This is a genomic window from Demequina phytophila (genome assembly GCF_000971135.1).
Taxonomy (GTDB): Bacteria; Actinomycetota; Actinomycetes; order Actinomycetales; family Demequinaceae; genus Demequina; species Demequina phytophila.
This window is the reverse complement of sequence record NZ_BBLW01000002.1, coordinates 200,382-213,099: the sequence shown is the minus strand read 5'-3', so window position 1 is coordinate 213,099 and position 12,718 is coordinate 200,382. Positions and strand designations below refer to the sequence as shown.

At 72.0% G+C, this 12,718-nt stretch carries 15 protein-coding genes and 2 tRNA genes; 10 read left to right on the top strand and 7 right to left on the bottom strand.

Annotated elements, in window-relative coordinates; genetic code table 11:
- Positions 1-276: 276 nt before the first annotated feature.
- Positions 277-732 carry a MarR family winged helix-turn-helix transcriptional regulator gene (locus AOM01_RS03755; RefSeq protein ID WP_062289172.1) on the bottom strand — a complete coding sequence of 152 codons (456 nt, stop codon included), beginning with the start codon at positions 730-732 and terminating at the stop codon, positions 277-279.
- Between the two features lie 93 nt (positions 733-825).
- Here AOM01_RS03755 and AOM01_RS03750 point away from each other — a divergent pair, with 93 nt between their 5' ends.
- The 4 genes from AOM01_RS03750 to AOM01_RS03735 all read left to right on the top strand — a co-directional run bounded on the left by AOM01_RS03750 (position 826) and on the right by AOM01_RS03735 (position 4,815).
- A complete protein-coding gene (locus tag AOM01_RS03750) occupies positions 826-1,770 on the top strand; it encodes an SDR family NAD(P)-dependent oxidoreductase (protein WP_062289169.1) in 945 nt (314 codons plus the stop codon).
- 28 nt (positions 1,771-1,798) lie between these two features.
- Positions 1,799-2,683, top strand: coding sequence for an amidohydrolase family protein (locus tag AOM01_RS03745; protein WP_062289166.1), 885 nt, complete (start codon positions 1,799-1,801; stop codon positions 2,681-2,683).
- A 74-nt stretch (positions 2,684-2,757) separates the two neighbouring features.
- On the top strand, positions 2,758-3,213 hold the full coding sequence (locus AOM01_RS03740) for a MaoC family dehydratase (RefSeq protein ID WP_062289164.1): 456 nt from the start codon (positions 2,758-2,760) through the stop codon (positions 3,211-3,213).
- 30 nt (positions 3,214-3,243) lie between these two features.
- Positions 3,244-4,815, top strand: coding sequence for an acyl-CoA synthetase (locus AOM01_RS03735; RefSeq protein ID WP_082110001.1), 1,572 nt, complete (start codon positions 3,244-3,246; stop codon positions 4,813-4,815).
- On the opposite strand, the gene AOM01_RS03730 is transcribed toward AOM01_RS03735, so the two are convergent.
- A tRNA-Ile gene (locus AOM01_RS03730) sits at positions 4,775-4,848 on the bottom strand. The two genes, AOM01_RS03735 and AOM01_RS03730, sit on opposite strands and share 41 nt — an antisense overlap.
- A gap of 170 nt (positions 4,849-5,018) precedes the next feature.
- Between AOM01_RS03730 and AOM01_RS03725 the strand changes: the two genes are divergently transcribed.
- Positions 5,019-5,219 (top strand): CsbD family protein, encoded by a 201-nt coding sequence (locus AOM01_RS03725; RefSeq protein WP_062289161.1) that lies wholly within the window; start codon positions 5,019-5,021, stop codon positions 5,217-5,219.
- A gap of 87 nt (positions 5,220-5,306) precedes the next feature.
- Positions 5,307-5,382: transfer RNA gene (locus tag AOM01_RS03720), tRNA-Asn, on the top strand.
- Positions 5,383-5,448: 66 nt separating this feature from the next.
- On the opposite strand, the gene AOM01_RS03715 is transcribed toward AOM01_RS03720, so the two are convergent.
- From AOM01_RS03715 to dnaG, 3 genes are all read right to left on the bottom strand, one after another.
- The gene (locus AOM01_RS03715) at positions 5,449-5,886 is read right to left on the bottom strand and encodes a hypothetical protein (RefSeq protein WP_062289159.1); all 438 of its coding nucleotides are present in this window, start codon (positions 5,884-5,886) and stop codon (positions 5,449-5,451) included.
- A gap of 39 nt (positions 5,887-5,925) precedes the next feature.
- Positions 5,926-6,360: a VOC family protein gene (locus AOM01_RS03710; protein WP_062289157.1), complete on the bottom strand. Its 435-nt coding sequence runs from the start codon at positions 6,358-6,360 to the stop codon at positions 5,926-5,928.
- A gap of 73 nt (positions 6,361-6,433) precedes the next feature.
- A complete protein-coding gene (gene dnaG, locus AOM01_RS03705) occupies positions 6,434-8,413 on the bottom strand; it encodes a DNA primase (RefSeq protein WP_062289890.1) in 1,980 nt (659 codons plus the stop codon).
- A 113-nt stretch (positions 8,414-8,526) separates the two neighbouring features.
- Here dnaG and AOM01_RS03700 point away from each other — a divergent pair, with 113 nt between their 5' ends.
- From AOM01_RS03700 to AOM01_RS03685, 4 genes are read left to right on the top strand one after another with little or no spacing between them, the layout of a single operon-like run.
- Positions 8,527-8,982 (top strand): DUF6941 family protein, encoded by a 456-nt coding sequence (locus tag AOM01_RS03700; RefSeq protein ID WP_156155814.1) that lies wholly within the window; start codon positions 8,527-8,529, stop codon positions 8,980-8,982.
- Positions 8,982-9,404, top strand: coding sequence for a hypothetical protein (locus AOM01_RS03695; protein ID WP_062289152.1), 423 nt, complete (start codon positions 8,982-8,984; stop codon positions 9,402-9,404). The genes AOM01_RS03700 and AOM01_RS03695 overlap by 1 nt, the downstream gene beginning before the upstream one ends.
- Entirely contained in the window at positions 9,401-9,826 is a 426-nt protein-coding gene (locus AOM01_RS03690; RefSeq protein WP_062289149.1) for a hypothetical protein, read from the top strand. The genes AOM01_RS03695 and AOM01_RS03690 overlap by 4 nt, the downstream gene beginning before the upstream one ends.
- A complete protein-coding gene (locus tag AOM01_RS03685; RefSeq protein WP_082109953.1) occupies positions 9,823-10,815 on the top strand; it encodes a DUF368 domain-containing protein in 993 nt (330 codons plus the stop codon). Before AOM01_RS03690 ends, AOM01_RS03685 begins: the two co-directional genes overlap by 4 nt.
- A gap of 4 nt (positions 10,816-10,819) precedes the next feature.
- On the opposite strand, the gene AOM01_RS03680 is transcribed toward AOM01_RS03685, so the two are convergent.
- Together AOM01_RS03680 and AOM01_RS03675 are read right to left on the bottom strand one after the other, a co-directional pair.
- Positions 10,820-12,088 carry a deoxyguanosinetriphosphate triphosphohydrolase gene (locus AOM01_RS03680; protein WP_062289146.1) on the bottom strand — a complete coding sequence of 423 codons (1,269 nt, stop codon included), beginning with the start codon at positions 12,086-12,088 and terminating at the stop codon, positions 10,820-10,822.
- A gap of 50 nt (positions 12,089-12,138) precedes the next feature.
- On the bottom strand, positions 12,139-12,714 hold the full coding sequence (locus AOM01_RS03675; RefSeq protein WP_082109952.1) for a dihydrofolate reductase family protein: 576 nt from the start codon (positions 12,712-12,714) through the stop codon (positions 12,139-12,141).
- Positions 12,715-12,718: the final 4 nt, after the last annotated feature.

The following is a 12,718-nucleotide window of genomic DNA, read 5'->3' as shown; positions in this document are numbered from 1 at the left end:
TCCAGCGCGTTGAGAGCGAACCGGATCCGCGGCGGCGTGGGGTGCCGCTCTGGAGCCTGACGTTTTTCTCGGGGCACCTACGCTGCAACGATGACGCGCCCGGCGCCGACAGCCTGCACTGCGGACGTAGCGCGATTGGCACTGCATCGCAGTCCATGGGCCACGTCGGTGGCCCGCGGGAGTGGGCTCTGCCAGGCACGGGCACGGGAGATCGCATGGGCAGCAACCAGTGACCAGCCCAGGCTCAACCGCAGGGGCTACATGCCCGGGGCCGCGCTAGGGCAGGTCGGCGTAAGCGACGCGTCGCAGCAGCGCCCGGAGCGCCTCGACCTCGGCCGCCGAATGCGGCGCCCAAAGGTCGCGCTGCGCGTCCTCGATCCGCGCCCGCGCCTGCTCGAACAGCGTGACCCCGGCCGGGGTCGCGGCGACTATGCGCGCCCGGCGGTCGGTCGGGTCCTGGCGGCGCTCGAGAAGGCCGCGCGTCTCGAGCTCGTCGACCAGCGCGACGATCTGGCTCGGGTCGAGCCGGAGCCGCTCCGCCAGCTCGCGCTGCGACGGCGCGACCTCGACCGCGACCGCCAGCACGGAGTAGGTGCGCACCTTGAGCCCGAGGTCCGCGATCGCGCGGTTGCCCACCGCAGACGCCATCGCGCTCGCCCGCGCGAGCAGGAAGCTCGTGTCTGCGTCGAGGGTGGGCGAGCTGTACGCGCGCGCGCCCTCGTCGGTGTCCATGCGCCCATCCTGCCACGCTTCGTGATGAAGTCAATCATTGACATTCTCAATGACTTCTGGTGTGCTGAGGCTCAAGAACAAGGGAGTTCTCGCATGCCAACGGACCACACCTCACTCTCCGGCAAGGTCGCGATCGTCACGGGATCTGGCCGCGGCCTCGGCCTCGCCTACGCACTCGAGCTCGCCCGCCACGGCGCCTCGATCGTCGTCAACGACGTCGACACGGCCATAGCCGCCGATGCCGTAGCCCAGATCGAACGTGCGGGCGGCACCGCGATCGCGGTCGTCGCTCCGGTGGGCCCCACCGCGACGGCCGATGCGCTCGTGGCCGCCGCGCTCGACACCTTCGGGAGGCTGGACATCCTGGTCACCAACGCCGGGGTCCTGCGGGACACGGTGCTGTGGAAGATGTCGGACGACGACTTCGACACCGTGATCGGCGTCCACCTCCGCGGCACCTTCACGTGCGTGCGCGCCGCCGCGGCATACTTCCGCGAGCACGAGGTGAAGGGCCGGATCATCTGCATCGGGTCCCCCACGGGCCAGCGGGGCAACTTCGGGCAGACCAACTATGCGGCGGCGAAGGCCGGGGTCGTCGGCATGGTGCGCACATGGGCCCTGGAGCTCAAGCGCGCCGGCATCGCGGTCAACGCCGTGATCCCCGTCGCCGCCACCGCGATGACCGCGACCGTGCCGTACTTCGCGGCCGCCGTCGAGGCCGACGCCGCAGGCGAGCCCATGCCCGCCTTCTTCCGCCACGACCTCGGATTCGGCACGTCCGACGACGTGGCGGGGCTGATCGCGTACCTGGCGTCCGACGCCGCCGAGGTCACGGGCCAGGTGATCGGCATCGGCGGTGATCGCGTCCAGCTGTGGTCGCACCCGGAGGCCGTCGCCACCGCCTACAGCGAGGGCGGGTGGACGGCCGAGTCGCTCGCCACCGAGCTCCCCACGCTCCTGGTGGACCACGAGCAGACCGTCGGCGAGCGCTTCCCCGCGCTGCCGGAGGACCTGGTCCGTCCGAAGCCCCAGGCGTGAGCCGGGTCCGGACCCGCCGGAGAATGCGATGACGCGATACGAGCCCGCGCTGGACCTGGACTCGCTCGCCGCGATCGACATGCACGTGCATGTCGAGGTTGACGGCCACGGCCACGCCTCCTTGCCCAGCGACCTCGCCGAGGCGGCCTCGCGCTACTTCAAGGCGGACGGCCCGCGTCCGGAGCTCGACGCGATCGCCGGGTACTACCGCGAGCGCCGCATGGCGGCGGTGGTCTTCACCGTCGACGCGGAGACCCACCTGGGCCACCCTCCACTGGACAGCGCTGAGATCGCGGCAGGCGCGGCGGCGCACGCCGATGTGCTCATCCCCTTCGGCTCGGTCGACCCGCATCGGGACGATGCGGTCGACCGGATCCACCGGCTGGTCGAGGACCACGGCGTGCGCGGGTTCAAGCTCCACCCGACGGTGCAGGGCTTCGATCCCTCGGACGAACGCTGGTACCCGATGTACGCCGCAATTCAGGACGCCGGCGTCCCCGCGCTGTTCCACACCGGCCAGACCGGGATCGGGGCCGGGCTGCCCGGCGGACGCGGGCTGCGCCTCGCGCTGTCGAACCCGATGCTGCTCGACGGCGTCGCAGCCGACTTCCCCGACCTGCAGATCATCATGGCCCACCCGAGCGTGCCGTGGCAGGACGAGGCGCTCGCCGTGGCGACCCACAAACACAATACCTGGATCGACCTGTCCGGATGGAGCCCGCGGTACTTCCCCGAGTCGCTCGTCCGCGCCGCGAACTCCTACCTCAAGGACCGCGTGCTGTTCGGCACCGACTTCCCGCTCCTCACCCCCGACCGATGGCTCGACGACGTCCAGCAGACCGCCCTCAGGCCCGAACGGCTCGGCGCGATCCTCAAGGACAACGCCGTCCGACTCCTCGGCCTCGCCACCTGACCGCGTCGACCTGACCGCGGCCCCCGACCATCGCATCGTCCCCTCCCCCGACCTCCGAACCGAAAGGCATCCCCATGACCGCCACCGTCCCCTACGCCTCGCTGCCGGACCTCCAGGGCCGCGACCTCGGCTGGACCGATTGGCTCGAGATCACCCAGGACCGCGTGAACCTGTTCGCCGACGCCGTCGACGACCACCAGTGGATCCACACCGACCCCGAGCGGGCGACCGCGGAGAGCCCCTTCGGCGGGCCTATCGCGCACGGCTTCCTGTCGCTGTCGCTCGCCACGCGCTTCTGGACAGAGCTGCTCGACGTCGACGGCGTCACCACCAAGGTCAACTACGGGCTCGACAAGGTGCGGTTCATCTCGCCGGTGAAGGTGGGCGCGCGGGTGCGCATGAACGCGGTGATCGCCGAGGTCACCGAGATCGCCGGCGGGTTCCAGCTCACCGTCGACCAGACCATCGAGATCGAGGGCGGCACCAAGCCGGCCGTGGTCGCGCGCGGCCTGTACCGCTTCTACGCCTGACACCGCCGTCCGGACCACAGCGAGGAAAGCATGAAGAATCAGGGACTCGGCGACTGGATCGAACGCCGCCGCATCAAGTCGGCCGGGGACGTCGCGCTCATCTGGGAGGGCGGGACGTACACGTACGACGAGCTCGCCGACCGCGTCGCCCGCCTCACCGCCACGCTGGCGGAGCGAGGGCTGGCCAAGCGCGACCGCCTGGTCTACCTGGGCAACAACCACCCCGACTTCCTCACCACGTTCTTCGCGTGCGGCGCGCTCGGGGCCATCTTCGTGCCGCTCAACACGCGCCTCGCCCCCCGCGAGCTCGAGTACATGATCGAGGACTCGGGCGCGACGTTCCTGATCACGCACGAGTCGGTGCGCGACCTCGCGCGGGCGGCAGCCTGGTCGAGCGGGATCCGCAAGCGGCTTGTCGTGGACGGTCCGGCGGACCTGCCCGCGGTCGAGAGCCTGGACGATGCGATCACCGCTAGCGCCCCCTCCCGGTTCGCACAGCAGGTCTCGCTCGAGGACCCGGCGATGATCCTCTACACCTCCGGCACGACGGGCCGCCCGAAGGGCGCCGTGCTCACCCACGGCAACCTCACCTGGAATGTCCTCAACGCGATCGTCGACTACGACGTCACGCGCGACGAGGTCGCGATGATGATGTCGCCGATGTTCCACGTCGCCGCGCTCAGCATGGGTGCCCTTCCCACGCTCCTCAAGGGCGGCGCGGTGGTGCTGCACGAGCGATTCGAGGCCGCCGAGGTGCTCGCGGCCGTCGAGCGGCACGGAGTGACAAGCCTGTCAGGGGTGCCGACCACCTTCCAGTTCCTCGCGGAGGACCCGGCATGGGAGTCGACGGACCTGTCCAGCATCCGCAAGCTCACGTGCGGCGGCTCCGCGATGCCGCTGCGGGTCATCGACGCGTACGAGGCGCGCGGGCTCGCGTTCTCGAGCGGCTACGGCATGACCGAGGCCTCCCCCGGCGCGACCTCGCTGCCGGTGAGCAAGGCGCGCGACCACGCGGGCACCTCCGGCCTGGCCCACTTCTTCACCGACGTGCGGATCGTGGATGCCGACGGCGGCGAGCTGCCTCCGGGCCAGGCGGGCGAGATCCAGATCAGCGGCCCCAACGTCATCCGCGAGTACTGGCGCCGGCCGGAGGCCAGCGCGGAGGCTCGCGACGGCGACTGGCTGCGCACCGGCGACGTCGGGTTCCTCGACGAGGACGGCTACCTGACCGTGACCGACCGCCTCAAGGACATGATCATCTCCGGCGGCGAGAACGTGTACCCCGCCGAGATCGAGCAGCTGGTCATGGAGCTGCCCGACGTACGCGCGGTCGCGGTCATCGGCGTCCCCGACGAGCGCTGGGGCGAGGTGCCTCTGGCGATCGTCGCGTTGCACGACGATGCGGCGGTCACCCCCGCGGACGTGCTCGCCCACCTGCGGGGCCGGGTCGCGAAGTACAAGCTCCCGCGCGCGGCGATCGTGGTCGACGAGCTCCCGCGGACCGCGAGCGGCAAGGTGCGCAAGGTGGACCTGCGCGAGCGCTTCCCCGCGCTGCCATCGGTGGGCCAGGCGGGGCTCGAACCCGCGACCGATGGATTATGAGTCCACTGCTCTGACCTGCTGAGCTACTGGCCCGCAGCCTCGGAGGAGGCCGCCGGACAGTCTACCGGCGCGCGCACCGGCGACACCGCGAGCCACCCCGCGCACCCACCGCCCCACACACCTGGGGAATGCCTCGCCAACTATTCGCCTTGTACCAAGGGTGACCGCGACCGCGGTCCGTGACGAGTCGATGTGGAGGAGTCATGAGCATGAACGACCGTGCGAGCAACGCCGCCGAGGACCTCAAGGGCAAGGCCAAGGAGGGCGCCGGCAAGGCGACCGGCGATGAGCAGCTCGAGGCCGAGGGCAAGATCGACCAGCTCAAGGCCGGGGCGAAGGACAAGGTGGAGGACGCGAAGGACGCCGTCGCCGCCAAGTTCAACGAGGCTACCGACAAGCACTGACGGGCCCCGTCAGCACCCCGACGAGCGCGGAGCGGATGCGAGGTGGTCACCGGACCCCTCCGGGATCCGGTACAGTATTCCTCGCATTCCTCCGTAGCTCAATTGGCAGAGCAGCCGACTGTTAATCGGCAGGTTACTGGTTCGAGTCCAGTCGGGGGAGCCACCGGCCCGGTCCTCTTCGAGGACCGGGCCTTCTGCTTTCCCGGGGTCCCCGGGGACGATGCGCGGGTCACCTGAGCGCGGTCCCCGGCTCCTCTCCCCACCCGTAGGCGAAGCGGTCGACGCGCGCATCCAACGCGTCCGCGGCCGCGTTGCGATAGGCCATCATGAGGAGCCACCGCTCGTGCCGCTCGGCCCGGTTGAGCCGCGGCTCGCTCATCCCGCCCCAGATCAGGAGCGCGCCGCCGGCGATGAACATGAGCGCATGCCCGAACACCGCGGCGTACGTCAGCGTGAGCGGCGCAACGAGGATGAGGAGGGGCGACCGCGCCCACCATGCGCGCACCAGGCCGGCCTCGCGCATGATCCGTGTCACCGCACGGCGCCCGTGGCGCATGAGCGACGCGAGCTGCAGATCGCGCATCATCCTGGTGGTGGGCACGAAGGCGCCCGTGAGCGCGGCGACATCGTGCCGCGCCCGCGCCTGAACCGCGCGCTCCGCGTCCACCCTTCGGACGCTACCCCGCCCGCGCGCGCCGCACCAGACTTAGGACGCCCCGGACCCCAGCACCACCGACCCGTCCGCCTCCGGCGGCGAGAACGGGTTCATCGCGAGCTCCCAGACGTGGCCGTCCGGGTCCGCGACGTAGCCGCTGTACCCGCCCCAGAACACCTTCTCCGGCCGCTTGAGCAGCGTCGCGCCGGCCGCGAGCGCCTCCTCGAACACCGCGTCGACCTCGGCCTCGGTCGGGTAGTTCTGCGCGAGCGTCATCGCGCCCACCCCAAGAGCCGCGCCGGGTCTCCCCTGGTCCTCAGCGAGGTCGGCGAGCCCGAACAGCCCGATGACGGTCCCGTTGGCCTGGAAGAACACGATGTCCCCCTCGGCAGACGCGACCTTCCACCCCCATGCCTCGTAGAACGCGCGCGCACGCGCCAGGTCCGCGACGCCCAACGTCACGAACGACACCCGTGGTGATGCCATGCCAGCCTCCCGAGATCGACCTCTCAGCAGGCTACGCGCGGCCTCCGACAGCGGCCTCCGACACCGTGCAGGGTCACTCCACCTCGCGCAGCTGCCGGCGCCGCCCCTCGAGCCGGATGATCTCCGCGAACGCCGCGTTCGCCGCATCGGTCCCGGCGCCGGCGCGCTGCATCCGCCCGCGCAGGTCCGCGGTGGTGCGCGTGATCGCGAGGTCGAGCATCCGCGCGAGCACCGAGCGCGCGTACACCCCGATCTCCGCCGGCTTGTCGTGCGGCAGCGGCGTCACGGCGAGCTGCGAGACCAGCGTCCCGAGCTCGGGCCCCGCCTGCTCCTCGACCGCACCCACCCAGTCGGGTCCGGCAGCAGCGGGCCCTCCCGCGGCGAGCACCGCGTCGAAGATCTGCCCGTACTGCGGCGCCGTGAAGGACACACGCGAGAGCTCCGCCACGATCCCCATGGTCATCGCGTCCGCCGCGATCGCCGTCGGCGCCTGCAGCAGCACCCCCAACGACAGCGCCTCCGCGCGCACCACCGGGTCGCGCGGGTTGGGCCGGGACGCGACCACGGTCGCGATCTGCCCGGTCTCGGGGTCCATAGGCGGCGGGCCGTCGTCGGGACGATGCGCGGGCTGGCCCTGTCCCGGACGTCCCGCGGGTGCACCACCGGGCGCGGTGCCACGGCCACCGCCCGACCCCGCACCGCCCCGCTCCCCCGCCCGCGACACGGCGCGCAGCACGTCGGCCGGCTCCATGCCCAGCCAGCCGGCGAGGCGGCGCGCATACTCGGGCCGGATCGCACGGTCACGGATCTGCGCCACGATCGGCGCCGCGGTCCGCAGCGCCGCCACGCGTCCCTCGGGGGTCTCGAGGTCGTGCGCCGCGAGCGACGCCTTGATGACGAACTCGAACAGCGGCGTGCGCCGCTCCATCAGCCGGCGCACCGCGTCGTCGCCGTCGCGCTGACGGATGTCGCACGGGTCCATGCCCTCGGGGTCCACCGCGACGAACGTCTGCGCGAGGAACTGCTGGTCGAGCGCGAAGGACTTGAGCGCCGCGTTCTGGCCGGCCTCGTCGCCGTCGAACGTGAAGACCACCTTCGCCCCGGTCGAGCCGACCTTGAGCTGGGTCGCGCCCGTGTCGCCCATGAGGCGGCGCACCACCTTGACGTGGTCCTCGCCGAACGCCGTGCCGCAGGTCGCGACCGCATTGGTGACGCCCGCGAGGTGGCACGCCATCACATCCGTGTAGCCCTCCACCACCACCGTGGTGCGCTCCGAACGGATGGCGCCCTTGGCGAGGTCGAGCCCGTAGAGCACGTGGCTCTTCTTGTAGATCTGCGTCTCGGGTGTGTTGAGGTACTTCGGCCCCTGGTCGTCCTCGTGGAGGCGCCGGGCCCCGAAGCCGATGACATCCCCCGTCACCTCGCGGATGGGCCACACCAGGCGGCCACGGAAGCGGTCGTACACCCCACGCTGCCCCTCGGACACCAGCCCGGACGCCTTGAGCTCGGGCTCGGTGAAGCCCTTCGCGCGCAGGTGGTCGGTGAGGTGCGACCAGCCCTGGGGCGCGTAGCCGCACCCGAAGGTCGTGGCCGCCGCGCTGTCGAAGCCACGCTCGCGCAGGAAGTCGCGCGCGATCCGCGCCTCGGGCGACTCGAGCTGCGCGACGAAGTACTCGGCTGCCACGCGGTGCGCCTCGAGCAGACGGCGGCGCATGCTCGCCCCCGACTCGGAGCCGCGACGCCCGCCGGCCTCGTAGCGGAGCGTCACGCCCGCACGGTCGGCGAGGTACTCGACCGCCTCGGCGAACGGCAGCCCGTCCATCCGCATGACGAACTCGATGACGTCGCCGCCCTCGCCACACCCGAAGCAGTGCCAACGGCCGGCGGCCGGGCGCACGTGGAAGGAGGGCGAGCGCTCGTCGTGGAACGGGCACAGGCCCTTGAGCGAACCGACGCCGGCGGACTTCAGCGCGACGTGCTGGCCGACGATCTCCTCGATGGGCGCGCGCTCGCGGACCGCCGCGATGTCGTCCCTGTTGATCGTGCCCGCCACGCGCACAGACTACCGGCGCACCCGGCCCGGCCCGCGCATCGTCCACATGCCAGGTGAGAGCCTGTCACCCGGTCGCGCTACGCTTGAGCAGCACCCCACGAAAGGACGCTGTTGTGAGAGTGGACGCATTCCTCGCCGATTCGGCCGAGGTCGTGCAGAACAAGATCTACGCGCTCGGCGCGGGGTGGAACATCATCTTCGTGCGCGGCTTCCCGGCCGTGCACCGCCGCCTCTCGGTCGGCGCCGTGGTCCACGTCCCCTTCACGGAGACCAACCGGACCCACCAGTTCGAGCTCAAGCTCCTCACCGAGGACGGCGTCGAGTACCCGATCGGCGTCCGTCCCGACGCCGAGGGCAAGCCCGCGCCCGTGCGCGCGATGGGCGGCGAGTTCACCGTGGGCCGCCCCGCCCACCTGGTCGACGGCGACGAGCAGGTCGCGAGCTTCGCCTTCACCATCGACGGCCTCCGGTTCGACAAGCCGCGCCTGTTCTCCTGGGTGATCAGCGTGGACGGCGAGGAGATGACCCGCCTTCCCATGCGCGTCCAGCAGGCGGCTCAGCAGGCGTAGTGGAGCTGTACACCGGGGTCGTCTACCCCCTGGTTCTTGTCGTGTCCGCGCTCCTCGCGCTCACCGGCCTGGCCACGCTCGCGTGGCCTCCCGCCCACCGCGTGCTGCGATGGATGGTCCCGGTGACCTTCGCCGCGGTGCTCGCGCACGCGGCGACCGTGGTGGTGCTGCTCGTCACGGGCACCGACGCGGACCTGCTGCTCGCGGGCGGCTACCTCATCGCCTCGCTCGCGCTCCTGGCGCTGCTGGGGATCGGTCGGCTCGGCACGCCCGAGGCCGCCGCCGCGGACCCCGACCCGAACCGTCCCGTCCTGTCCCCCACCCAGATCGCGCGCGTCGACGCGGCGGCCGCCGTGATCGTCGCGATCGCGCTCGCCGTGGTCGCGTGGCGCATCCTCGTCATCATGGAGGCCGCGGCGTGAACCCCATCGCCCGCATCTCGCTGATCGTCGCGTACGCCGTGCTGGCGCTCGCCGCGCTCGGCCGCTCGAGCTACCAGATCTCCACCAAGCTGTCCGAGGCGCCGGTGCCGTACCTGGTGTCCGGCGTGTCCGCCCTGCTCTATGCCGTGATCGCGGTCGCGCTGTGGAGGCGGTGGGCGGGCGTGGCGCTCGTGGGCACGGCGCTCGAGCTCGCTGGCGTTCTGATCGTCGGCACGCTCGGCTACGTCGAGTCCTCGTGGTGGCCGGACGAGACGGTGTGGACCGGATACGGCTCCGCGTACGGCTGGGTGCCGCTCGCGCTGCCCGCGATCGCGCTCGCCCTGCTGCTGCGCGAGCGTCGCGTGCGGAGGCACGATGCCGCGGTCGCCCCCGCGGCCCCGTCGCCGGAGAGCGCGGCGTGACCCACGCATCGTCCCCCGTCGAGGCGGGCGAGCCGCAGGCGCGCCGCACCCCGCTGCTGGTCGCGCTCGACGTGGTCCGCGGCGCCGCCATCGGCACCGCCGAGACCGTGCCTGGCGTGAGCGGCGGCACCGTCGCGCTCATGACCGGCGTCTACGAGACCTTGCTCACCTCCGCCGGCCACCTCATCGGCGGCATCCGCGCGACCGTCACGGACGGCCTGCGGGGGCGGGGCCTGTCCCACGCCCGCCAGCAGTTCGCGCGCGTGCGCTGGGGCGTGGTCCTGCCCATCGGCGTCGGCATGGTGGTCGCGCTGCTCGGCATGGCGCACGTGATGGAGGGCCTGCTCGAGGACCACCCCGAGACCATGCGCGGCCTGTTCCTGGGCCTGGTGATCGCCTCGCTCGCGGTGCCGTTCCGACACTCGCGCGCCTCCTCCACCCGGGCCGGCCACACCGGCGCGTGGACCGGGCGCGAATGGGTCATCGGCGCCGTGGCGGCCATCGCCGTCGGGATCATCGTGTCCTTGCCCGCCGGCCATCTCTCCCCCGAGCCGTACGTGCTGGTCCCCGCGGGAGCGCTGGCGGTGTCCGCCCTGGTGCTTCCCGGGCTGTCGGGATCCTTCCTGCTGCTCACGCTCGGCCTGTACGAGCCCACCATCGCGGCGCTCAACGACCGCGACCTCGGCTACCTCGCGTGGTTCGCGATCGGCCTGGCGATCGGGCTCGTCACCATCGTCAAGCTGCTGCAGTGGCTGCTCGAGCACCACCGCCGCCTCACCCTGGTGATCCTCACCGGCGTGATGGCCGGCTCGCTGCTCGCGCTGTGGCCGTGGCAGGACGCGGACGGTGTCCGCGTCGCCCCGACCGATCCGATCCTCGCGCCCGTGCTCGCGATGCTCGCCGGCGCGGCCCTGGTCGCGGTGGTGCTGGTCGCGGAGCACCGGATGCTCGAGCGCCGCCAGTCCCGTGCCGAGGCCACCGAGGCCTGAGAGGCTACGCCTTCCGCCGCGCGACGTAGCGGTGGTGCCAGTCGTACGCCGACTTGTCGGTGAGCGACGCGATCTGGTCGATCACCACCCGCTTGCGCGCCGCATCGTCCGCCGCCTCCCGGTGCATCGCCGCGAAGTGCGGTTCGAGCGCCTCGTCCCCCAGCTCGACCAGCGCGCCCACCAGGTCCGCGAGGCGCTGGCGCTGCTGGCGGTACGCGGGCTTGCGCTCGCGCGGCGCCATGAGGAAGTGGACGGCGATGCCCTTGAGCATGAGGATCTCGTCCGCTAGGTGCTCGGGGATCACCAGGCGCGCGTGGTGGCGCGTCAGCGGGCCGTCGCCGTACTCCGCACGCGTCGCCTCCCCCACTGTCCCGACCACGCGGCCGATCAGCTGGCTGGTCATGTCCTTGAGCGTCGCGAGGGCGCGGTGCGAGCCGTCGTAGTCGTCCATCCACCACGGCTCCGCGCGCAGCCGGTCGAGCGCGGCGAGCAACGCGTCCGGCTCGCCGCGGCCGTACCACTCGCGGGCGTGGTCGGCGATCTCGCGTGCGCGCGCGGGGTCGCGCAGCACGCCCAGCGAGACGGTGTGGTGGACCACGGAGTCCTCGACGTCGTGCACGGAGTAGGCGATGTCGTCCGCGAGGTCCATCACCTGCGCCTCGAAGCTCTGTGCCCGCTCGGGCGCGCCCTCGCGCAGCCACCTGAACACCGGGATGTCGTCGTCGTAGACGCCGAACTTCCTGGTGGGGCTGCCGTCGGCGCGGGTGGGCGTCGCGTCCTCGGTCCACGGGTACTTCACCGCCGCGTCGAGCACCGCGCGCGTGAGGTTGAGGCCCACGCTCTGACCGGTCGCCGGATCGTAGGTCTTGGTCTCGAGGCGGGCCAGGATGCGCAGCGTCTGCGCGTTGCCCTCGAAGCCGCCGATGTCCCGCGAGACCTCGTCGAGCGCGCGCTCGCCATTGTGCCCGAACGGCGGGTGACCCAGGTCGTGCGCGAGGCACGCCGCGTCGACCACGTCGGGGTCGCAGCCCAGCATCTTGCCCAGGCTGCGGCCCACCTGCGCCACCTCGAGCGTGTGCGTGAGGCGCGTCCGCACGAAGTCCCCGGTGCCGGCCCCCAGGATCTGCGTCTTCGCGCCCAGGCGGCGCAGGGCGCTGGAGTGGACTATCCGGGCGCGATCGCGCTCGAACGGCGTCCGCTGGGCCTGCTTGGGCGGCTCCGAGACGTAGCGCTGCACGTCCGCTGCGGCGTAGCCGTCGGGAAAGGCGCTCACGCGTCGACTCTACCGGGGACGATGCGGTGGTCCGGTGACCCCGGGCGGCGTCAGCGGTCCGTGGTCGGGCAGGACAGGTGGATCTGCACGAACCCTTCCCCGAACCTCACCACATGCTCCGCGGTGAGCTCCGCCGGATGGGTGAGCCCGCCGAACAGCGAGATGCCCTGCCCCAGCACGGTCGGGACCACCGTGACCACGAGCTCGTCGAGCACGCGCGCGGCGAGCGCGTCACACACCATGGTCGCGCCGTCGACGTAGATGTCCTTGCGGCCCGCCTGCGCGCGCGCCTGCTCGATCAGCTCTGCGATGGTGCCCCGGGCCGGCCGCACCGTCGGGCGGTCGTGCTCGAGGGGGCGGTGGGTCGCGACCAGCATCGGCAGGTCGCGGTAGGGCCAGTCCGGGAAGGCCGTCACGATGTCGAACGTCCGCCTACCCATGACGATGCAGCCCACGCGGTCGAGGAAGTCGCCGAAGTGCAGGGCGTCGTCGTCGGACACGCTCCACGGCTGGTCGGCGACGGGCGGGGCGCCCTCCGCCCGCGGCTCGAGCCAGTCGAGGCCGTCGCCCGGAGCGGCGACCATCCCGTCCAGCGACATCGCAAGATAGGCACGCACCCGGGTCATGCTC

Bases quoted from the DNA above. Each gene is read 5' to 3' on its own strand.
- AOM01_RS03750 (WP_062289169.1), top strand. From the start codon at position 826: ATGCCAACGGACCACACCTCACTCTCCGGCAAGGTCGCGATCGTCACG.
- AOM01_RS03675 (WP_082109952.1), bottom strand. From the start codon at position 12,714: ATGACCCGGGTGCGTGCCTATCTTGCGATGTCGCTGGACGGGATGGTC.
- AOM01_RS03755 (WP_062289172.1), bottom strand. From the start codon at position 732: ATGGACACCGACGAGGGCGCGCGCGCGTACAGCTCGCCCACCCTCGAC.
- AOM01_RS03725 (WP_062289161.1), top strand. From the start codon at position 5,019: ATGAGCATGAACGACCGTGCGAGCAACGCCGCCGAGGACCTCAAGGGC.
- AOM01_RS03710 (WP_062289157.1), bottom strand. From the start codon at position 6,360: ATGGCATCACCACGGGTGTCGTTCGTGACGTTGGGCGTCGCGGACCTG.
- AOM01_RS03735 (WP_082110001.1), top strand. From the start codon at position 3,244: ATGAAGAATCAGGGACTCGGCGACTGGATCGAACGCCGCCGCATCAAG.
- AOM01_RS03740 (WP_062289164.1), top strand. From the start codon at position 2,758: ATGACCGCCACCGTCCCCTACGCCTCGCTGCCGGACCTCCAGGGCCGC.
- AOM01_RS03745 (WP_062289166.1), top strand. From the start codon at position 1,799: ATGACGCGATACGAGCCCGCGCTGGACCTGGACTCGCTCGCCGCGATC.